Source organism: Streptomyces sp. NPDC098789 (assembly GCF_044759975.1).
In the GTDB taxonomy this organism is placed as follows: domain Bacteria; phylum Actinomycetota; class Actinomycetes; order Streptomycetales; family Streptomycetaceae; genus Streptomyces.
Genome location: NZ_JBIWAJ010000012.1, coordinates 173,388 through 194,159 on the forward strand (window position 1 = coordinate 173,388; position 20,772 = coordinate 194,159).

A 20,772-nucleotide genomic window follows, 5' to 3' on the forward strand; every position below is an offset into this window, starting at 1 on the left:
TGGGCCGGGTGCGGAGCGTAGATCACGTGGGCTGGGACCGGGACCTCCCGGTGAAATACCTGCTGGTGCAGAAGGACGAGGAAGGCGTTGAGCAGCTCTGGGGGAGGTGCGTGGGAGTCGAAGGGCTGTTCGTCGAACCGGTGCCGCTGCCGCGGGAGGTCCTCACCCTCCGCGGATGCAGCCCCGACGGAGCGCTGAGCGACATCCTCGCCGCCCCCGGCGCCGAGGTCGGCGGTTCGCCCCGAGGGCTGGGCGACGTGTGCGTCGAGGTCTGGGACGGCGAGGACCCGGTGCAGTGGTGGACCCTCGTCGACGCGGTCGTGTCGGCCCGGCCCGTTCCGCTGGACCCGGCGGACCCGGCGGACCCGGCAGATCCGGCCGAGCCGGTGCGGTACGACGTCGTGCTGGGCGCCGGTGTCAGGGTGGACGAGCTGCTGCGCGCGCGGCTGACTGCGCCCCGCTTCGAGCTCTTCGAGGCAACGGCGGGCGCGCGGAGCGTCGGCAGGTGCATCGATGTCGAGGGATTGGCGGGACCGCGCGAGGACCCCGACCCCGTCCCCCTCCGGCTGATCGGCTGCGAGGCGGTGGAACCGCTGCTCCAGGGGACGCAGCGACCGCGCCGCTGGACCGGGAGCGGTGCCGATCTCCTGGTGCTGGACCGGCACGGTGCGGTGATGGCCTCCCACGCGGTCGGTCTGGGCGTCTCCGCCGTGCGCCCGTCCGCGCTCGGCGACGATCTGGAGGACATCACCCTCACGGACGGCGGCGGCGACAGGCCGCTGCCGGCCGTCCGGGGGGTCTGGGAAGCGTGGTACCAGGGCCCGCCGACCGAGCCCAACGGGTGGGCGCCGTACGACGGGCCGGGCCGGGCCGCGTGGCTCGGCCTCACCACGCGGGCCTGGCGCGTGCGCGCGGTGCGGCCGGACCGGACCGGCGACGAGCACCACCTCGACGGACGGTTCGTCACCGACGTCCCCGGGCTGCACTGCGCGATGGCCGAGGCCCTGGTCGGTCCGGGCCGCTACTTCGGCCGGGAGTGGGACAGTTTCAAGGACTGCCTGTTCGGGGGATTCGGACTTCTCCCGCCCTTCACCCTGATCTGGCACGACTGCGAGATCGCACGCCGAGCACTGGCGGCCGTGACCGACGGACCGGACGGCCGGCTCTCCTACTTCGAGGAGATCGTCCAGCTCCTCGAAGCGCGAGGTGTCACGGTCGTGCTCCGGTGAGCCGCATCCCGGAACGCCGGCACTCGGGCCGCGGGCGGTCACTCGTACCGGAAGCCGGACACGAGTGACCGCCGACGCCGCCCGCACGGGGCGCGCCCGGCGGGCGGAGCGTCAGTCGATGGGGTGGAGGGGGAGGTCGAGGTAGGACTCGGCGCCCTGCGGGGAGGTGAGGTCGATGGTGAACACCGGGGTGATGGTGTTCTCGTAGGCGAACAACGGGTCGTGGGTGTCGATGACCAGCTGGAGCCGGTGCCCCTTCGCCACGACGTAGTCGGCGGGCTGGAGCGGGAAGGTCACGGTGGTGGCCTTGCCCGCCTGCTCGGCGGTGAAGGTGTAGGGGGCGTGGGTGACGATGTGGGCCCGGCCGGTGGCGGGGTTGTGGTCCAGCAGGTAGGCGACGATCGTGGCGTCCGCCCGCTGCGGCTTCACGGTCACCCGCAGCTCCAGTTCACCCCGTACGCGCGAGGGGCGGTCCAGCGGCGCGGTGGCGAAGACGGCGGCCAGGCCCCGGTCGATGTCGGCGGTCCGGTAGACGTGGGGCAGGCCCAGGCGCTCGGCCAGGCCGGTCTGTACGAGCTTGGGGGCGACGACGATGTCGGTGCCCTTGCCGGTGGCCTTGACCGAACGGGTCCACCCCGCCGCCGGGGCGCCCTCGACCAACTGCCCGTCGCCCTGACCGTCGTTCTGCCCGCCTGCCGCGTCGGCGAGGTGCAGCCGCTTCTTCGGCAGGACGTACTCGGCCCAGGAGGGGTGGCGCAGGTCGGAGAGGGGGTTGAACATGTACTCCGACCGGACGTCGAACCGCGGCGTCGCCCCGTCGCCGGCGCTGCCGCCGAGGTGGTGGTCCATCCACCGGTAGGCCATGTCGGTGGGCTTGGCGGACAGTCCGGCCAGGCCCGGGAGCTCGGGGTTGCCGTGGTCGCCGACCTGGACGAGAAGCGTCTTGGGCCCGGTCAGGTTGTTGTGGAAGTCGATGACGGCGGGCACGGAGAAGATGGTCTCGTGCCAGCTCGTGGTCAACAGAACTGCCGTCGCGGCGTCGTTGTACGTCTTCAGGTGGATCCTGGGCGAGCGGACCCGGGCGAACTCCCTGACCTCGTCGTCGATGGTGTTGGCGCGGATCTTCTGGATGACCCCGCGGAACTCGGGCGAGCACCGGTCCTCGCCGAAGAGCTGCACGAGCGTCTCGAACGCCTTGAGGTGGCGGGTGCCGTTCTCGTACAGCGAGGCGAGCAGGTCGGCCCAGACGCTGGTGCCCGCGACGGCCTTGATCCGCTGGTCGTTCGCGGCCGCCAGCAGGCTCGTGCCGGCGCCGTAGGAGGATCCGAATAAGCCGATCCGTTCGGGGTCGACCTCGCTGTTCGTGAGCAGCCAGTCGATGACCTCACCGGCGTCGGTGACGTCCTGCGGACCGGCGACGTGGATCTCGCCCGTGGACCTGGCGAGGCCGCGCTGGCTGTAGGCGAGGACGGCGTAGCCGCCCACCGCCCAGCGGGCGATCATGCCGAGGTAGGCCCGGTGCCCGATGTTGATCAGCGGGGCGGGCAGGACGACCGCCGGGCAGGTCTGTCCGGGGGCGAGGTTGCGCGGGACGCTCAGCGACGCGTCCAGGACCGTCCCGTCCGACATCGTGAGCGCGACCTCGGAGTACTGGGCGATCTCCGCGTACACCTCGTACTCGTCGGCCAGCCCCCACTGGTCCAGGCGGCCGATCCGGCGCGGCGAGGGATCCAGCAGCGCCTCCTGGATCGCGTCCAGCCTCATGAGGTCGTCGGCGCCGAGCGCGAACGGGGTTTCCGGGTTTCCGTCGACAGACATGGCTGTGCCCACCTTCTGCAAGAGGGATGAGGGACGGCGACTAGGTGCCGGACATATGCTCACCCCGCCGAGGCGGCGCAGCGCGACGTTCCCCGCCGACCACTCGAACGAATGAACTGCGCCGCGCAAACCCCGATCCGGGCAAGGGTCGAAGGATGACCGAGAACGACCGGCCGCCCGCTGAGGCGGTGCTCTAGCGGAGACGGGCCAGCAAGTGGGCGTCGAGGAAGCCCCGTTCGGAGCGCGGGTCGTGGAGCAGTCGGGCGAACACATCGAGTCCTGCCCGGTCCATCAGCTCGGCGAACCGGTCCGCCGGCCAGCTGTAGGCGGGCGTCACCTTGTGGTCGAAGCGGACCGGATCGGGCCCGTCGGTCGCGAAGAACGAGACGAGGAGCAGGCCCCCCGGTGCCAGGACGCGCACCAACTCGGCCAGCAGGCACGGAAGTTCCGCAGGAGGGGTGTGGATCATCGAGTAGTGGGCCAGCACACCGCCCAGCGCGCCGTCCTCGACGGGGAGGGCCTCCATCCGGGCCTCGTCGAAGCGCAGCGCCGGATGGGCCCGCCGGGCGTGGTCGACCATGCCCGGGGAGAGATCGAGCCCGAAGGCGTCCAGTCCCAGGTCGTCCAGCATGGCCGTGAGATGGCCGGGCCCGCAGCCGACGTCGGCCGCCCGCGGGTTCCCCGTCCCGCGCACCAGCTCGGCGAAGGTGCCGATCATGTTCCGCGAGAACGGCTGCGCCTCCAGCCCGCCGGCGAACATCGACGCGTACAGCTCGACGACGCCGTCGTAGGCCGTCCTGGTCTCTTCCTGGTGCTCCGCCATGGGAAAGAAGTCAACCACCCGCCCGTCGCAGCCGGTCCCCGTCACTCGTACCGGTACGTCAGCGAGTCCGCCTCCGCCTGCTCGATGGCGGCGATGGTCAGCCCCGGCATCCGCAACTGGGCCAGCGTCACCTCGGCCGAGGCCGGCTGGGCGTCCGCCGCCAGCCACTCCTGTGGCTTCCAGGCCGAGCTGCGCAGCAGCGACTTGGGGCAGTGGGGGTAGACCTCCTCGATCCCCACCACCAGCGCACTGGCCGGCGGCTTGCCCACGGCGGTCAGCTGCGACAGCAGCTCCGGGCGGGTGGAGACGCAGGCCCGGCCGTTCACCCTGAGCGTCGTGGTACGCCCCGGGACGATGAACAGCAGCCCGGCCCGTCCGGTGGCGATGACGTTCTGCAGGGTGTCCAGCCGCTTGTTGCCGGTCGCGTCCGGTATCGCCACCGTCCGTGAGTCCAAGACGGCGACGAACCCGGCGGGGCCGCCGCGCGGAGAGACGTCGCAGTTGCCCTCGGCGTCCGCGCTGGCCACCAGGACCAGCGATGAGCAACCGATCAACCGTGCCGTCTGTGGGGTGAGTTCGGTCATCTGCTTGCGTACGGCCGCCTCGCCCGGGAGGTCGTAGGTGCGGCGCAGCGTCTCCTGGTCGGATACGGCGTCGAGACGGAGCGAGTCGAAGGCGCTGCTGGTCAGGGGTGTCGTCATGGCTCCGAGCCTAAGGGGCCGATGCGATCGATCGCCTTCCCGGCCCGGTGGGGGCGCCCACGTCCAGTGCCCCCTTAGGGGGTGTCTGGCGGATCAGGGCCGGGGTCGCGGGGTCTGGCACGGCGCCTCGCCGCGTTGCCGAAACGCCCCGATAGCTCCGCTATCAAGACGCTCCGACGCCTTGCGATCCACCGCACCAGACCCCGCGCCCTATCCGACCCTGACCCACCAGACACCCCCTAGTCCTCCAGCAGCCGCCAGGCGGTGAGGGCGAGTCTGGCCCGTACCAGGCCGGTGGGTTCGGTGAGTCGGATGTCCAGGGCCTTCGCGAGCTGTTCGAGGCGGCGGGCGACGCTGCTGTGGTGCAGGTGGAGGAGGTCCGCGGCCCGGCGTAGGGAGCCGGTGGCGCAGTACGCGTCCAGGGTCTCCATGTCCTCCGGATGGCCGGAGAGCCGGATGACGGCGGCCACGTCGGGGTTCTCGCGCGCGGCGTCCCGCGGGATCTCGGCCAGGAGCGCCAGCGAGCCCAGATCGGCGTAGCGCACGACCGGTTCGCGCGGGCCGGCGAAGCGGAGGGCGGTGCGGGCCTGCCGCCAGGAGCGGTCGGGGCTCTCCGCGCAGCCGATGCCCGCCCGCGCGTCGGCCGGGAACCGGGCCGGGTCGAGCGCGGTGGCCAGGATGACGCCCACGCCGGCGAGGGGCGCCGCCTTCACGGGGCCGGCCGTGGCCACCGCGGCGCCGAGCCGGTCGAGCGGGACGCGGGAGCGCACGGCGACGACGCGGACCGTCGGCCCGGCGGCGAAGCCGAGCAACCGCAGTGCCCGCGCCCTGGCCGCCTCGTCGGCGTCGGCGCTGATCGCGAGTTCGACGAGGGCGGGGTCGGCCATGGTGGTGCGGGCGGGGCCGTACTGCTCGGCGACGGCGGCGGTCGCGATCGCGAGCCGGTCCAGGAGCACCTCGTCGAGGGGGTTCGGCGGGCCGGGGCGTTCCAGCCACACCGTGCCGATCTCCTCCTCGTCGAGCGTGATCGCCACCGTGGTGGACGCGGGTGCGGGCGCGCACGCGGGCGACTCGGCGGGCGCCTGTCTGCCGCCGGGGGAGACGCGGGTCACCCGCCCGGTGCCGTGCAGGCGTATCCCGGCGACGCACTCGGCCAGCCCCGCCGAGGCCCGGGCCAGCGCCGGGAGGTCCACGCGTCGGCGCATCAACGTGTCGTAGAACGCGACGATGCGCATCGCGCCGTCGACGTACGGATCCAGTCCTGACAGCCGAACGGCCAGTGCCTCCATGGCAGAAGGATAGGAGGGCGGGGGTGCGCCGAACGGCGGGCGATCGGGCCGCGATGCGCGACGGATGGCGGGTGACCCCGTCGCACCACGTCGTGAGGATGGTCGTCATGGATCCCGAACTCGAAGCCTTCGTCCCGTTCCTTCCCGAACTCGACCTCGACGACCCGGTCACCTCGCGCCGGCAGTTCGCCGAGCGCGCCGCCGCGGCGCCGGCACCCGACACCTCCCACATGGAGGTCGAGGACCGGACGGTGGCCGCCGACCCGGACGTCCCGGTGCGGGTCTATCGACCGCACCAACCGCCTCAGGAGCAACCGCAGCAACCGCACCGGGCGCCGGGCGCCATCATCTGGCTGCACGGCGGCGGCGGAGTCTTCGGCGACCTGGACACCGAGCACCCCTGGGCCGCGCGGGTCGCGGGCCTCTCCGGCGCCGTGGTGATCTCGGTCGGATACCGGCTGGCACCCGAGAACCCCTTCCCGGCCGCCCTGGACGACGCGTACGCCGTACTGACCTGGGCGTCCGAGAACGCCTCCGGGCTCGGCATCGACCCGGCGCGGATCGCGGTCGGAGGACACAGCGCCGGCGGGAACATCGCGGCCGGACTGGCCCTGCGGGCACGCGACGAACGGGGTCCGGCGATCCACTTCCAACTGCTCAACCAGCCCGGACTCGACGACCGGCAGGAGACGTGGTCGGCGCGGAACTTCACGGACACGCCCTGGTTCAACCGCGCCAAGCTCACCGCGGCGTGGCGGCACTACCTGGGTTCCCGGCCCGCGACCCCGTACGCCGCCCCCGCACGGGCCGGCGACCTGTCCGGGCTGCCGCCCGCCTACCTCGCCACCGCCGAGTTCTGCCCGAACCGCGACGAGGGGATCGCGTACGCACTGCGCTTGATGCAGGCGGGCGTGTCGGTCGAACTCCACCAGTGGCCCGGTGCGTTCCACGGATCGCAGGCGCTGCTGTCCGCCGACGTCTCGCAGCGGCAGAACGCCGAGCTGGGCGCGGTCCTGCGCCGCGCGCTGGCGCGGCCGACCGCCCCGGTGACCGGCGCCGCCCCCATCCCCGCCCCCATCCCCGCCCCCATCCCCGCACCCGATTCCTTCGCGCTGCGGGAGGCCCTCGACGGTGTCCGGCGCGCCGGCGTGCCGGGGGTGTACGCCGAAGTGCGCGACGCCGGCCGCACATGGCGCGGGGCCTGCGGGGTCGCGGACCTCACGACCGGTCGCCCCGTCACTCCTGACATGCGCCAGCGCGTCGCCAGCGTCACCAAGACCTTCACCGCCGCCGCGGTCATGCGGCAGGTCGAACAGGGCCGGATCCGACTCGACGCCTCGATCGGCGGCTACCTGCCGCAGCTGGTGCCGGGCGAGCGCGGTACGAAGATCACGGTGCGGATGCTGCTCAACCACACCAGCGGGATCCCCGACTACATCCGTACCGCGTTCCCCTCCCTCGCGCAGATGTCGCCCCAGAGCCTGGACGACAACAGGTTCCGGCGGTTCCGTCCGGTCGAGCTGATCGAGATGGGCCTCGCGGCGCCGCCCGCGGGCGAACCCGGAGCCACGCCGGGGGCGTACTCCAACACCAACTACCAGATCCTCGGCCAACTCCTGGAGCAGGTGACCGGTACCCCGGCGCAGGAGCACATCACCCGGGACGTCATCGACCGCGCCGGACTCCGCAACACCGGCTTTCCGACCGGGACGCGCATCGAGGGGCCGCACGCGCGGATGTACGAGTCCCTGTGGGGCCTGCTCGACCCGCCGCGCGACTACAGCGAGTACGACATGTCCTGGACCGGCACGGGCGCCGCTCTGGTATCGACCATGGAGGACCTCAACCGTTTCTACGGCATGCTGCTCGACGGCCGGATCGTCGAGCGGGCGTCACTCGCGCAGATGCAGCGCACGGTCCCGGTAGTGGCCCTCGACGGATCGACGATCGCGTACGGTCTCGGCCTGCACAGGGTCGACATCCAGGGGTGCGGCACCTTCTGGGGCCACGACGGCTCGGTCTGGGGGGCCGGAACGATGTCCCTGACCAGGGCCGACGGCAAGCGTCAGATGTCCGTCGCGGTCAACCTCCAGCGCTGGGGCCGCCCGGACGCCTCTGGGAAGCCGGAGCACCACCCCATCGACGAAGCGCTGAAGACGCTGTACGGGCAGGCGCTGTGCGGTGACGCGAGCGCGCGGGTCGAGCCCACCTCCCGAGCCCACGGGCTCGTACCGTAGCCGGATGGTCGGTTCCGGAGCCCGTGAGCCCGGATGTGGGGGCTGATCGTGACAAAGGAGCGGGTCGTTCCTCTGGGCGACCGGGATGGCGCCGCCTACGCTGCCGTCGAGCGTTGCTCAAGGAGTTCGGACGGGCGAAGCAGAGGGGTGGAGATCATGCGCGTTTCGCGAGGAACGGTGGTGGCCGCGGTGGTGGTCCTCTCGACGATGGGGCTGGCCGGCTCGGCGGAGGCCGCCCCCGTGCCGGCCGCCCCGGCAGGGGGTGCCACGTTGGCGGACAACTGCGACTGGCTGTCGGACAACGACGTGGTGGGCGACTCCGGACACGCGACGTCCGGCGACCGCCAGGTCACGATCTACACGGCCAAGGCCACCGACGCGTACGCCAAGGCCGCGATCGAGGGCTACGTGGCGCGGTACGACAAGGTCTGGATCGACCGGAGCATCAACACGTTCACCATGGGTTCCAGCCCCGGGCACCCCTCCACCTCGACGGTTCAGTCCAACGGGGGTTGGAAGCAGTGCGGGCCGTTCGAGGCCACCTGGTGGAACGCCTCGTGGAACTACCTCGAAACCCCCACCGTCCGGTTGCAGCAGTCCGGCAGGTCGTACGCCGTGCGCGCCTGCATGATGCCCAAGGACTCCAACACCAGTACCTGCACGGCATGGTTCGTCGATCACACGTAGCCGCAGCGGAGCCGGAGGCCGTTCAGCCGCCGGCGGCCTGCTGATCCGCCTGGTGATCCACCTGCTGGTCCAACTGCGCGACCACGTCGGTCAGCGCCTCGGCCATCTCGTGCGCCCACCGGAAGCGGTCGTCGGGGGACTTGCCGAGGGCGCGCAGCACCAGCGCGTCCACCTCCGCCGGGATTCCGGGAGCGTGGGCTGAGGGTGGCTCCGGCTGGTCCCGCACGTGTGCCTTGGCGATGTCGATCGGAGACGGCCCCGTGAACGGGGGGCGTCCGGCCAGCATTTCGTACAGGACGCAGCCGGTGGAGTACAGGTCCGCGCGGCCATCCACGGGGTTGCCCAGCGTCGCCTCCGGTGGGAGGTACTGAGCCGTACCGATCACGGAGGCACTCTGCGTCAGGCGCGGTGCTTCACCCAGGAGTTGGGCGATGCCGAAGTCCATCACCTTGATCTGGCCGGTGAGCGTGACCATGATGTTGGCGGGCTTGATGTCCCGGTGAACGATCCCGCACGCGTGTGCGTAGTCCAAGGCGTGGAGGATCCCGGCGCCGGCGAGCAGAATGTCCCGGAGCGGGAAGTGGACTCCGGAGTCGAGCCAGCGCCGGAGGGTCTTCCCGGCCACCTTTTCCATGACGATGTACGGGACGAGGACCCCGTCGATGTCCTCTTCGCCGCTGTCGTGCACGGCCGCGATGGCGGGGTGGTTGAGCGAGGCGGTGGACCTCGCCTCCCGACGGAAACGGCCTTGGAAGCCCGCATCGCGAGCGAGGTCCTGACGGAGCAGCTTGACGGCCACGGGCCGGTCGAGCCGGTCGTCGTGAGCCTCCAGGACCTCGGCCATACCGCCTCTCCCCAGCAGGGCCCCGATCCGGTACCGCGAGGCGAGGACGAGCGAACCGTCCCGGGTCTGGCGCTGCGCCGGCCCGAACCCGAACCCGGCCCCGGGGTCATGGCCAGGACCTGAACCGGGGTAGGGGAACGGCGGGACGTGGCAGGGGTTGCGCGCCAGCACCAGAGCGCCGATCGATTCCCGCACCTGTCGCCGGGGAACGGGCCGCTTCCGCGCGGTGAGCTGCCCCCTGACGTGGCTGAACGCCCCGTCCAGCGTGACGAACTCGGGGCCGTCCTCGATCCCGGACTCCAATACGGCGATGAGCTGTTCGGTGAAGGCCGTGAACGGTTCGCCGGGTGTGGCGAGGGCCGCGGCCGTGGCCGCGGCGGAACACATCAGGTACACGCCCTCGATCGCGGCCTGGCCGGCGAGAGCCTGCGCCGGGTCGGACATGGCCCCCATCGCCAGACCGCTGTAGCAGCTGTCAAGTATGACGATCCGGCGTCTGGCCCGGGTCCTCAGCACGGCCTTGCGGACGGCCGAGTACGCCAACGAGTCCTCGGGCGAGTCCACGTGGGAGTGGACCAGGCCGAGGTGGAGGTCGAGGTCGTCCTCGTCCTGGAGACCGTGTCCGGCGTAGTACAGGAGCAGGGTGTCGGTGGCCTCCTCCGCAGCCCGGCGAAGTGGTTTGAGCACCTCGCTCGGGGTCCGGGGATCCAGGATGACCGTGGAGTTCTCTGTGGGCAGCCCGAGGTGTGCCGCTCCGGTGACAAGCGCGTTCAGGCCCCGCAGGTTGTTCGCCACCGCGGGCAGGGCGGGGAGGTGGGTGTACTGCGCGGTACCCACCAGCACGGCCCGCGACTGCTTGCCCACCAGCGGGTCGGGCACTCCCGGCATCAGGCTCCGTCCTCGCCCAGTACCGCCAGGATCCTCGCGATCTCCTGCGGATCGGCCGTGTCGAGGGTGACCCGACGCCCGCGGTGCTCGACGGTCACGACGGCTGACCGGGGGCGGGTGCCGCGCCAAGCGGCATAGGCGAGGGCGAGGTTGCCCAGCTGGAAGCCGCTGTCCACCACCAGTTGGACGACGTCGAAGGCGGTGCCCATCTCGCCGGGCCGTGGCGGCGCCTGGGTCAGTTTGACCAGGGCCGTGCTCCGGATCGCGTCGTCGTCGCGCAGCCACCGAGCCAGGCTCCTCAACTCCCGCTCGACGGACTCCGCTTCCCCGTTCAGCTCGACGCGGTATTGCTCCACAACGCCCCCTGCACTCATCGCGTTCCGACGGCCTGCAGCATAGGTCCACGACCGCCCGCGGGTCCGCCGACCCACACAAAACGTGCGTGACCTGCGAGCTTCCTGGACGTCGTCGGGTCCATTCGTGGTTCCGGGCGGTGGATCCGCTCAGCCCGCACCGCCGGACAGGGCGCGCGTGCCGGGAGCGCAGTGCTCCCGCAGCGTGGCGAGTTCGGCCTGCGGTAGCCGCAGGGAGGCGCCCCGGCGGCTGCCGTCGAGCTGGGCGCTGCCGGTGTCGAGCCATTGCGGGAGCGGCTCGACGCCGATGAAGCGGGCCAGCCGGGTCAGTTCCTCGCGGGGCGCGTCGAGCAGGTCCTCGTAGGCGAGCGTGGTCCGCAGGGCTGCGGGTACCGCGCCGAGATGGCGCACGCCCCGCTCGACGAGCTCGGACCACAGCGCGCCGAATCGGGTCGATCGCAGGTCGCTGTCCAGCACGAGCGCCGGGTCGAACCGGTCGGCCAGCAGTGCCGAGAGCTCGGGTGGCAGCGATCGGATCTGGTCCGGGGTGAGGTCGGCGGGCCGTGAGGCACCGGTCCGCGCGAGGATCTCCCGTACGAGGAGGATCAGCCGGTAGCCCGTGTGCCGGCTCATCGACAGGGCGCAGTCGGGCCCGTCCCTGAACAGGTGGACGAAACGGGCCTGGGGGAAGACCCCGCGCAGGAGCGGTACCCGGTCCGACGAATAGCCGGACCGCTCGACGACCGCGGTGCGCCCGAACCGCACGCACAGCAGGTCGAACAGGGCCTCGTAGTGGCCCGCCGCCGTACGGACCGGCCAGTGGCGCACCTGTTCCTCCAGCTCGTCGAACAGCCCGTCGGGGTCGTCGGTGAGGTGGGGGAGCACCATCAGGGAGAGGGCGGGGATTCCGGTGGTCCCGGTCGCGAAGCGACCCGGGCGGCGGGTGTAGACGAATTCCGGCATCGGTACGCCGCTGCGGATCATGGACTCGAAGGTGGCATTGGGTTCGGCGAGCAGTCGCCAGAACTCACCGCCTCCGAGAGGTCCCTCGGGGAAGCCGCGGCTCTGCACCGACGACAACAGTTCATTGAGACTGAGCACGTCCGGATGCGCGTTGAGGATGCCGGACAACGCGGTCGACCCGCTGCGGCCCGTGCCGACGATGAACGTCAGGGTGCGCATGCGGCCACTCTCCTTCGATCCGACACCTGGTCTTCGCGAGCAGGTACAGCATTAGCGGGTCGCGATCCGCTCCGGCAAGCAGGCGCTCCGCGCCACCGACCCGCCGGGACGACACACCTATGGCGTCCGGGTGGAGGTCCAGCCCTCGCGGCGGAGGGTTTCGAAGCCGTTCAGGAGGAGGTCCAGGGCGAATTCGAACTCGAACTGGTCGTCGCAGCCGCCGACCGTGGAGTCCCCGTCGTGTGCGGCCGTCGACGCCAGTTCCGCGATGTGGGGGTAGGCCGCGGCCAGGGCGGGGTCGGGAGGCCCGGAGGAGGCAGAGGTGTCGAACAGCTCCTGGCTGAAGCCGAGCAGGCGGCTGCCCATCGCGTGCATGACGTGGTGCGTGAGGTCGGCGGAGAGGCCGCCGCCCCGGAAGCTCCCGGCCATCGAGTCCAGGTACGCCAGCACGGCCGGGGTGGGGCCGGTCCGCGACTCGATGACCCGGGCCGCCCAGGGGTGGCGCAGCAGGACCCGGCGGGCCGAGAGGATCCGGTCGCGGACGACGCGCTGCCAGTCGGGGCCCACGGCCGGAGGGTCGACCTCGCCGACGACCGCGTCGGCCATGCCGTCGAGCAGCTCCTCCTTGTTCGCCACGTGCTTGTAGAGGGCCATCGGTACGACGTCCAGCTCCTGCGCGAGCCTGCGCATGCTGAGCGCCTCGATGCCGATGGTGTCGGCGAGCGCGATGGCGGCGCGCAGGACGCGGTCCCGGTTCAGCGGGATCCGGTGCGTGTGCGTGGCTTCCTGCCGGGTCACTTCGGCTGGGCCCCTTCCCTCTCGACGGCCGCGTGGGCGTCCGCAGCTCCTTCTCCTTGACGAGTGTACGCCGTACACCTATGGTCGCTGCGAGGTGTACGGCGTACACCGGCATCGAGCGAGGGGTAGCGAGAAGATGAGTCCGGACCGGAGAACCGCGGTGGCCGCCGGGTCGCTGTTCCTGCTGACGGAAGTCGCCGCCATCGCAGGGGCGGTCCTGTACCGCCCCCTGCTCGGCGCGGCGGACGGCCGCCTCCCTCAGGGCGCCGACACGCGGGCACTGCTCGGGGTGGTCTGCGAGGTGGTGCTGGTGGTGGCGGTGGCGGGCACCGGGGCGGCGCTGTTCCCCGTACTGCGGCGCCACGGCGAGGGGCTCGCGCTCGGGTACGCCTTCGGGCGGCTGCTGGAGGCGGCCGTCATCGCCCTCGGGATCGTCTCCGTCCTGGCCCTCGTCACCCTGCGGCGGGACGCGGGGGCGGCGGACGGTCCGGCCGGCGCCGATGCCGCTCTGGTGGCCGTGCACGACTGGACGTTCCTGCTCGGACCCAACATCGCCCTCGGTCTGAACACCGTCCTCCTCGCGTACCCGGCCTACCGCGCGCGTCTCGTACCGCGCTCCATCGCCGTGCTCGGGCTGGTCGGCGGTCCGCTGATCTGCGCCTCGGCCGTCGCCGTGATGTTCGGGGCCTACGCGCAGCTCTCCGTGGCGGGGTCGGTGGCCGCGCTCCCGGTGTTCGCCTGGGAGTTGGGGCTGGCCGGACGGCTGATCGTCAAGGGGTTCGGGCCCGGCCCGGGCGTCGTGCAGGTCGGGACATAGACCCAGCGCCCGCGTCGACGGGCGGGTTCCGGACCGCCCCGCCGGGTGTGCCGTCGCTGGACGCCCGAGTTCCGTTAAATACCTTCCCACGAGGTGAAACATTCCCCTCCTCCCGACGCGTCTATGGGGTGAGTCGGAAGTGAGGGGGACGGGGATGCGGCAAGTGCGCAGGGAGGGGTTCCGCGAGTTCGCGGAGGGCCGGGCGGGGAGTCTTTACCGGTCGGCCTGTCTGCTGGCGAGTGGGGACACCCATCTCGCCGAGGACCTCGTGCAGGAAACCCTGGGTCGGATGTACCTGATCTGGGGGAGGACCTCCAGTATCGACAATCCGGCGGCGTACGCGCAGACGGTGCTGGTGCGGGAGTTCCTCAAACACAAGCGCCGGCGCTCCGCGGGGGAGCGGCCCTTCGCCGTTCCGACCGACTCGGGCGGGGCGACGCCGCTCCCGGTCGCCGGGGCCGATCCGGCCCTGCGGCTGACCTTGCTGGAGGCCCTGGGTCACCTGGCCCCCAAGGACCGGGCGGTGCTCGTGCTGCGGTACTGGGAGGACCGCAGCGTCGAGGAGACCGCCGAGGCCATGAACGTCACCTCGGCGGCGGTGCGCACGCGCAGCTCCCGCGCGCTCGCCCGTCTCCGGGCGGAGTTGGGCGGCAGCCTCAGTGTGTTCGTGGCCACCTGAGCGCGGGGGAACCACCCGCGCGATGTCCCACCCGTCCTTCCCGTCACGTCCGTTGCCGGACCACACCGGCGCGTTTGCCCACTACCACCCGGAAGGTGATTCGGCATGCCCTTTGAAGATGAGCTCGGCGCGGCCCTGCGGAGCGCCGGAGACGGATTCGTCCCCGGCCGCCCGGACTTGGTGGCCGCCGGCGAGCGGCGCGGCCGCCGACTGCTGGCGCGTCGCCGGGCCTCCGTCGTCGGCGGTTCGGCGCTGGCCCTGGCCGTCGTCGGATCCGTCGGCGCCTACGGGAGCGGCCTGATCGCCGTCGGCACCGCGAGCGACAACAGGGCGAACGTCGCCACCGCTCCCCTCCCCAACACCCAGACGGCCGCCGCCTCCTCCCCGACCGCCGGGCAGCAGGGCGGCGGGGTGACCGCGGCCCGACTGATCGAGATCTACCGGCAGTTGCTGACGGACGGGCGGGTGAGCGACACCGCGGCGACCGTGCCGAGCGGCGCCGACCAGTCGCCGAACGCGGCGGTGGCCGGCGTGTACGACGACGGCAAGGGCCGCGCGGCCATCGCCGTCGGCCTCTCCCGCACCGACCCGCACGGGCAGTCGGCCGAGGACATGCTCAAGTGCCCCGACCGCAAGGTGGTCCCGTACGACGCCTGCACCGTCGAGACGCTGCCGGACGGCGGCAAGCTGAACATCTTCCAGGGCTACGAATACCCGGACAAGCGCGAGCCCACCAAGCTCTGGCGGGCGATCCTGGTCACCCGCGAGGGCTACCAGGTCGACGTGTCCGAGTGGAACGCCCCCGCGGAGAAGGGGCAGCCCGTCTCCCGGACCAACCCGCCGCTGACCAAGGCCCAGTTGAAGGCCTTCACCACCTCGGCCCTGTGGCGCCAGGTCGCGAGCCGGCTGCCCGCGCCCCAGCAGGCGCCGTCGGGCACGGCATCCGCCGCCGACACGGGAACCTCGGCCGCCGCGGGCGCCCCCGCGGGTACGAGCACCGGCACCAACGCCGCCGCGACCCCCGACCGGGCCAAGGGCGCGGGCGGCTCCACCGCCGGCGACCCGCAGCCGTCCGGCGGAACGGCCCAGACGCCCGACCCGGGCGACGCGGGCCGGGGCGACTCGGACGCGGAGAGCGCCCACTACGGCCCCACGGTCGCGGTCCTGGAATCCCTGGTGCCGAAGTCCGGCATCAAGGTCCTGCGCAGGGCCGGACAGCCCGGCTTCGGCTCGCTCGTCCTCGATGACGGCAAGGGCGCCTCGCTGGTCCAGGTCAACGTCCAAGAGGACATGGGCGAAGCCCTCAAGGACCGCTTCAACGGCGCGGGCGTCGTCGTCCTGCCCGACGGCACCCGAGTGCTGGCGGAGCAGAAGTCGGGCGAGAAGGGCGGCTCGGGCGTGCTCTGGTGGAGCGTCGACACGCTGCGCCCGGACGGGCGCCGCGTGGTCGTGTCGGCCTTCAACACCGGCGACCAGGCGAAGGCGGCCACCCGCGCCAAGCCCATCCTGACGATGGCGCAGATCAGGGCCATAGCCCTCGACCCGAAGTGGTTCGCCTGATCGCCCACCGGTAGTCCCGCCCGGTAGTCCCGCCCGGTAGTCCCGCCCGGTTCGGGATCTGCGCGCAGCAGATCCCGAACCGGGCGGGTGCCGCCGTTCCCGGTGGTCGCGGGCCCACCAGAGCGGCCTCGGATATCGCCCTGGACCAGGGCGTGGAGATGTTCGTCGTGCCACCCGTCGACGTGCAGCAACGCACTGCGCATGGTGCCTTCGAGGGAGTACCCGGCCCTGTCCGCCACGCGGCAGGAAGCCGTGTTGGCCACCGCGTGGCACAACCGCAGCCGATGCAGACCGAGTTCGTCGAGCGCCCACCGGCTGACGCGTTCCGTCGCCTCCACATCGACGCCCGCGCCGCGCGCCGCTCTCCTCAGGCGCCGGCGCCCGTCGGCCGCCGCAGCCCCCGCAGGAGCAGCTCGATCAGTCGACGGGGTGCGTATCGGGGATCGCCGTCCTGCCCGATGCACAGGTTCCCGATGCCGCGCATGAGCTCGTACGGCTGGATGCCGGGCTCGATCTCGCCGGCGTCGGCCGCAGCGTCGAGCAGGTGGCCGCAGACGGGCATCAAGCGGTCGAGGAAGAGCGTGTGCAGAGCGGTGAAGCGGTCGCTGTCGGACTGGAGGGCGTCCGCGAGTCCGTGCTTGGTGACCAGGAAGTCGACGAAGAGGTCGATCCACCGGCGCAGCGCCTCGAACGGGGACGCGACCTCGCCCAGGAGGCGCGGGCCCGCCTCGGCGCACGCCTCGATCTGGTGGCGGTACACGGCGGTGACGAGGTCCGCCCGGGTCGGGAAGTGGCGGTAGAGCGTGCCCAGCCCGACGCCCGCCCGCGCCGCGATCTGCCGGATCGGCGCATCGATCCCCGAGGTCACGAACACCTCCGCGGCGGCATCGAGCAGCGTCTGCTGGTTGCGCACCGCGTCCGCCCTCTTGCTGCGAGCGGACGCCCCTTTGGGTTGATCCGACTGATCCGACTGATCCGACTGATCCGCAGTCGCCATCACATGCTCCGTTCGACGGCCATTGACGAAACGGAACAGTGATCCGTATCGTAAGTGGAACAACGATCCGCTTTCAGCTTAGCTGAGGGCGGGCGCTCCGCCCCACCCATCGCTGGTCAGGTACGACGACCGGCGGTAGTGGCCCATCGAAAGGCACCCTCGCCATGAGTACTCCCGCAGCTCCCGCCCGCACGACCGACGCCCTCGGCCCGGTCGTGGCCGCGCCCGCACCCGTGCTCTCGGTCGGCCCGGTGGTGCTGCCGGCCCCCGGCCGCGCCGTCGACCTCCAGGTCCGGGTCTCCGCCCCGATGACCGGGAGCGAACTGCCGGTCATCCTCCTCTCCCACGGGCTCGGCCACTCGAACAACCTCTCCTCCCTGAACGGCTACGCCCCGCTCGCGCACTTCTGGGCGGCGCACGGCTTCGTCGTGATCCAGCCGACGCACCTGGACTCCCGGACGCTGACCCCCGCTCCCGGCGCGCCCGTGGCCGTGGCGCACTGGCGCACCCGGGCCGAGGACATGCGGCGCATCCTGGACGGACTCGACGCGATCGAGGCCGCCGTCCCGCAGCTGCTCGGGCGGCTCGACCGGAGCCGGATCGCCGTGGCCGGGCACTCGATGGGCGGGCACACCGCGAGCCTGCTGCTGGGCGCCCGGCTCACCGATCCGCACGACGCAACCGTGGTGGACCTGGCCGATCCGCGGATCAAGGCGGGCGTGCTGCTCGCCGCACCCGGTCGAGGTGGGGACGCCCTCACCGAGTTCACCGCCGAGAACTACTCGTTCTTCCTCACCACGGACTTCTCCACGATGACGACGCCCGCGCTCGTGGTCGCCGGCGACCAGGACGCGTCCGCCTTCCTCACGGTCGCCGGCCCCGCCTGGCACACCGATCCGTACGAGCTCTCCCCGGGCCCCGCCTCGCTGCTCACCCTGTTCGGCGCGGAGCACGGGCTCGGCGGGATCTCCGGATACGACGTCGCCGAGACCACGGACGAGAACCCCGAGCGGGTCGCCGCGGTCGCGCGGCTCACCTGGGCCTACTTGCGCAGCACGCTCTACCCCGGGGAACGCGCGTGGCAGACTGCGCAGGACGAGCTGACCGCCGGCTCTGAGCCGCTCGGGCAGGTCGCCTCGAAGTAGGCGGGGAGCGGAGAGGAACGCATCGCATGGGAATCGACTACAGCTACGAGATCATCACGCCCGCCCGGAACGTGCCCCGGGCGCTGGCCGCGCTCGTCGAGCTGGCCCGCGAACCCGTCGGAAACCGCCGCTCACCCTCACCCTGCCCGGCGGCCACCGGCTGGACGTCCCGTTCACGTCCGAGTTCAAGAGCGATCCCGTCGATCGCTCGACGGGCGGCGTGCTCGAACTCGACACGTCCCTCATGGTCGGGGTCGACGACGCGGTGCGCGCGTACATCGAGGGCCGCGACCTCGAACCCGACGCACTCGGACGGGTGCAGATCGGGTACGTCTACCTCACCGTCCGGTTCGCGCCCGCGGCGCACCCCCACCACGCCTCGCTCGAGTTCACCGCGGCCACATCGAGGATGAGCCGGCTGTTCGAGCACTCCGCGAGCATCAGAGCGGTGTTCACCGGCCTCACCGCCGCGAGCGGCGGAGTGTGCTGCCTGCTCGACACCGAGAGCGACACCTCCAGGATGTGCTGGCTGAACGGCGAGGCGATCGACGAAACGGTCCCCGGCCCCCGTTTCGCGGACTTCCACGACCTCGTGGCCGCTTGGCCCGACCCTGGCCGGGAGATCCGTCCCACTCTCGTCCCTCACGCCGTGGGCCAAGCCGCCCGGGAACGGTAGCGGCCGGAGCATCCGCAACGCGAAGGGCTGCCGCGCCGGGTGTCCGAGGGCCCGGCGCACGGCCTCGCGCGCGAAGGCACGCGCGGGAGCGCCGGCGTCGAGCGGCGGCAGGGCCCACTTGTGCGGCAGGGCCGTCTGTAGTCGGCTGTGCGGATGAAGCCCCCGCAGGCACCCACGTCCTTACGGACCTCGCACACCACCTCACCCCGCCGTCGGAGGGCGGGCGGCCGCCGCGGCGGCGCGGCCGCGCTGGTGGCCGCCGCGCTCGCCGGTTCCCTCTGGGCTGGAGCCCCCACCCAGGCCGCGCGTGCGGCCACCGCCGAAGGCGGCGGCGCCACCGGGACCGCGGGTACGGCGCCAGGACGGGACGCCGCCCGACTCGACCTCGACACCGTCACCATCGTGCAGCTCCAGGCCCGGATGGCCGCCGGATCGTTGACGTCGTCGGAGTTGACCCGCGCCTACCTGGAGCGGATCAGGAGGATCGATCCCACGATCCACGCCGTGCTCCGTACCGACCCCACCGCCCTCTCCCGGGCCGCCGCCAGCGACGCACGGCACCGCAAAGGCACGGCCCTCGGCCCGCTCGACGGGATTCCGGTACTGATCAAGGACAACGTGGAGACCAAGGGCCAGTCGTCGACGGCGGGCTCGCTCGCCCTCGCGGGGAGTCCTCCGGCCTCGGACGCCGTTCTCGTGACCCGCCTGCTACGGGCGGGCGCCGTGATCCTGGGCAAGACCAACCTGTCCGAATGGGCCAACTTCCGCGCACAGAAACCCACCTCGGGATGGTCGGCGGTCGGCGGGCAGACCCGCAACCCCTACGTGCTCGACCGCAACCCCTGCGGCTCGTCCGCGGGATCGGGCGCCGCGCTCGCCGCGTCACTGGCCCAGGTGGCGATCGGTACCGAGACCGACGGCTCGATCGTCTGCCCGGCGGGCATGAACGGCGTGGTCGGCCTCAAACCGACCCTCGGCCTGGTCAGCGGCCAGGGGGTGGTGCCCATTTCGGCCGAACAGGACACGGCCGGTCCCATGGCGCGCAACGTCGCCGACGTCGCCCTCACCCTGGCGGCGATGTCCGAACGCGCGCCGCGCGAGGACGGTGGCGCCGCGGCCGCGGCCGGCGCATCCGTGGAGCAGAACGCCGGGCGGCCGGGCGGACCGGTCGACGGTGGCGACCTGCGGGGCAAGCGGATCGGACTGTGGCGGCTGCCCGTGCTGGGCGAGGAGGTGGACGCGGTCATGACCCGCACGGCCCGGCGACTGCGGGACGCGGGCGCCCAGGTCGTCGAGGTGACCCCGCCCTACCAGGATCGGCTCGCCGCTTTGGAATTCCCGGCGCTGCTCAGCGAGTTCCACCGTGACATCGACGCCTACCTCGCCACCCGCAACGGGCCGCACGACCTCGCCCAGCTCATCGCGTTCAACCGCGCCAATCCGGTGGAACAGAGCTGCTTCGCCGGCCAGGAACTCTTCGAGCAGGCCCTCTCGGCCCCGCCGACCACCGACCCCGGGTACCTCGCCGGGCGGGCGGAGCTGCGCGACCTGTCGCGGCGTTCGATCGACGAGACGATGGCCGCGCACCATCTGGACGCGATCGCCGCACCGACCAACCCGCCCGCTTGGACGACCGATTGCGCGCGCGGTGACAACGACGTGATCCCCTCGTCCACACCTGCGGCCGTCGCGGGCTACCCCTCGCTCAGCGTCCCCGCCGGATCCGTGGGCGAACTCCCCGTCGGCGTACTCCTGATGGCCGGAGCCCACCAGGACGCGGCGCTCCTCTCGTTGGGTGCGGCGGTCGAGCGCCGGCTCCACGCCTGGCGGGCACCGCGCTACCTGCCGACGACCGGCCCCGGAGCCGCCGGACGCTGACGCAGCTGCTGCTCCGGCGGACATTGCGCCGGAGCGGCAGGCAACCCCTCGGGCCGTGATCGCATCCTCAACCACGAGTCCACTTCGGGGGTTTCGAGCAGGTGAAGGATCACGTGGGTACGACGGGTGCAGCGGGTACGACGGGTGCGGCGGGTACGACAGATGCGGCGG

The 20,772-nt window shown here is 72.2% G+C and carries 17 protein-coding genes and 3 pseudogenes; 10 read left to right on the plus strand and 10 right to left on the minus strand.

Translation table 11 applies throughout. The features are described from left to right. Window positions 1-8: 8 nt before the first annotated feature. On the plus strand, window positions 9-1,229 hold the full coding sequence (locus ACIQWR_RS24145) for a barstar family protein (protein WP_404013044.1): 1,221 nt from the start codon (window positions 9-11) through the stop codon (window positions 1,227-1,229). A gap of 111 nt (window positions 1,230-1,340) precedes the next feature. Here ACIQWR_RS24145 and ACIQWR_RS24150 read toward each other — a convergent pair whose 3' ends face one another. From ACIQWR_RS24150 to ACIQWR_RS24165, 4 genes are all read right to left on the minus strand, one after another. Further along, window positions 1,341-3,047, minus strand: coding sequence for a CocE/NonD family hydrolase (locus tag ACIQWR_RS24150; RefSeq protein WP_404013047.1), 1,707 nt, complete (start codon window positions 3,045-3,047; stop codon window positions 1,341-1,343). A 193-nt stretch (window positions 3,048-3,240) separates the two neighbouring features. Further along, window positions 3,241-3,870, minus strand: coding sequence for a class I SAM-dependent methyltransferase (locus ACIQWR_RS24155; protein ID WP_404013050.1), 630 nt, complete (start codon window positions 3,868-3,870; stop codon window positions 3,241-3,243). 41 nt (window positions 3,871-3,911) lie between these two features. Further along, complete coding sequence (locus ACIQWR_RS24160) at window positions 3,912-4,571, minus strand: MSMEG_1061 family FMN-dependent PPOX-type flavoprotein (RefSeq protein ID WP_404013052.1); 660 nt, start codon at window positions 4,569-4,571, stop codon at window positions 3,912-3,914. A gap of 239 nt (window positions 4,572-4,810) precedes the next feature. After that, window positions 4,811-5,860, minus strand: coding sequence for a PucR family transcriptional regulator (locus ACIQWR_RS24165; RefSeq protein WP_404013055.1), 1,050 nt, complete (start codon window positions 5,858-5,860; stop codon window positions 4,811-4,813). A 107-nt stretch (window positions 5,861-5,967) separates the two neighbouring features. On the opposite strand from ACIQWR_RS24165, the pseudogene ACIQWR_RS24170 reads away from it, so the two are divergent. The 3 genes and pseudogenes from ACIQWR_RS24170 to ACIQWR_RS24180 form a co-directional block, all read left to right on the plus strand. Further along, a pseudogene (locus ACIQWR_RS24170) lies at window positions 5,968-6,891 on the plus strand (alpha/beta hydrolase); the annotation flags it as partial. 165 nt (window positions 6,892-7,056) lie between these two features. After that, window positions 7,057-8,097 (plus strand): annotated as a pseudogene (locus ACIQWR_RS24175) (serine hydrolase domain-containing protein); the annotation flags it as partial. 156 nt (window positions 8,098-8,253) lie between these two features. Continuing rightward, window positions 8,254-8,784, plus strand: a complete 531-nt coding sequence (locus tag ACIQWR_RS24180) for a hypothetical protein (protein WP_404013057.1) — start codon at window positions 8,254-8,256, stop codon at window positions 8,782-8,784. A gap of 22 nt (window positions 8,785-8,806) precedes the next feature. On the opposite strand, the gene ACIQWR_RS24185 is transcribed toward ACIQWR_RS24180, so the two are convergent. The 4 genes from ACIQWR_RS24185 to ACIQWR_RS24200 form a co-directional block, all read right to left on the minus strand. Then, on the minus strand, window positions 8,807-10,516 hold the full coding sequence (locus ACIQWR_RS24185; protein WP_404013060.1) for a protein kinase: 1,710 nt from the start codon (window positions 10,514-10,516) through the stop codon (window positions 8,807-8,809). Beyond that, window positions 10,516-10,872, minus strand: coding sequence for a hypothetical protein (locus ACIQWR_RS24190; protein ID WP_404013063.1), 357 nt, complete (start codon window positions 10,870-10,872; stop codon window positions 10,516-10,518). Before ACIQWR_RS24190 ends, ACIQWR_RS24185 begins: the two co-directional genes overlap by 1 nt. A gap of 147 nt (window positions 10,873-11,019) precedes the next feature. Next, window positions 11,020-12,051 carry a sulfotransferase family protein gene (locus ACIQWR_RS24195; RefSeq protein ID WP_404013065.1) on the minus strand — a complete coding sequence of 344 codons (1,032 nt, stop codon included), beginning with the start codon at window positions 12,049-12,051 and terminating at the stop codon, window positions 11,020-11,022. 117 nt (window positions 12,052-12,168) lie between these two features. Continuing rightward, window positions 12,169-12,849: a TetR/AcrR family transcriptional regulator C-terminal domain-containing protein gene (locus ACIQWR_RS24200; protein ID WP_404013068.1), complete on the minus strand. Its 681-nt coding sequence runs from the start codon at window positions 12,847-12,849 to the stop codon at window positions 12,169-12,171. A 136-nt stretch (window positions 12,850-12,985) separates the two neighbouring features. Here ACIQWR_RS24200 and ACIQWR_RS24205 point away from each other — a divergent pair, with 136 nt between their 5' ends. The 3 genes from ACIQWR_RS24205 to ACIQWR_RS24215 all read left to right on the plus strand — a co-directional run bounded on the left by ACIQWR_RS24205 (window position 12,986) and on the right by ACIQWR_RS24215 (window position 15,905). After that, window positions 12,986-13,666: a DUF4386 domain-containing protein gene (locus ACIQWR_RS24205; protein WP_404013070.1), complete on the plus strand. Its 681-nt coding sequence runs from the start codon at window positions 12,986-12,988 to the stop codon at window positions 13,664-13,666. Window positions 13,667-13,820: 154 nt separating this feature from the next. Further along, entirely contained in the window at window positions 13,821-14,345 is a 525-nt protein-coding gene (locus tag ACIQWR_RS24210) for a SigE family RNA polymerase sigma factor (RefSeq protein ID WP_354382079.1), read from the plus strand. A 105-nt stretch (window positions 14,346-14,450) separates the two neighbouring features. Beyond that, window positions 14,451-15,905, plus strand: coding sequence for a hypothetical protein (locus ACIQWR_RS24215; protein ID WP_404013074.1), 1,455 nt, complete (start codon window positions 14,451-14,453; stop codon window positions 15,903-15,905). A 134-nt stretch (window positions 15,906-16,039) separates the two neighbouring features. On the opposite strand, the pseudogene ACIQWR_RS24220 reads toward ACIQWR_RS24215, so the two are convergent. Next, window positions 16,040-16,267: pseudogene (locus ACIQWR_RS24220) on the minus strand (GNAT family N-acetyltransferase); the annotation flags it as partial. 5 nt (window positions 16,268-16,272) lie between these two features. Then, window positions 16,273-16,902, minus strand: a complete 630-nt coding sequence (locus ACIQWR_RS24225) for a TetR/AcrR family transcriptional regulator (RefSeq protein ID WP_404013077.1) — start codon at window positions 16,900-16,902, stop codon at window positions 16,273-16,275. A gap of 164 nt (window positions 16,903-17,066) precedes the next feature. Between ACIQWR_RS24225 and ACIQWR_RS24230 the strand changes: the two genes are divergently transcribed. The 3 genes from ACIQWR_RS24230 (at window position 17,067) to ACIQWR_RS24240 (ending at window position 20,601) form a co-directional block, all read left to right on the plus strand. Then, window positions 17,067-18,047 carry an alpha/beta hydrolase family protein gene (locus ACIQWR_RS24230; protein WP_404013080.1) on the plus strand — a complete coding sequence of 327 codons (981 nt, stop codon included), beginning with the start codon at window positions 17,067-17,069 and terminating at the stop codon, window positions 18,045-18,047. A 220-nt stretch (window positions 18,048-18,267) separates the two neighbouring features. Then, entirely contained in the window at window positions 18,268-18,723 is a 456-nt protein-coding gene (locus ACIQWR_RS24235; RefSeq protein ID WP_404013083.1) for a hypothetical protein, read from the plus strand. Window positions 18,724-18,876: 153 nt separating this feature from the next. Next, window positions 18,877-20,601, plus strand: a complete 1,725-nt coding sequence (locus tag ACIQWR_RS24240; RefSeq protein ID WP_404013086.1) for an amidase family protein — start codon at window positions 18,877-18,879, stop codon at window positions 20,599-20,601. The last annotated feature ends 171 nt before the right edge of the window (window positions 20,602-20,772 follow it).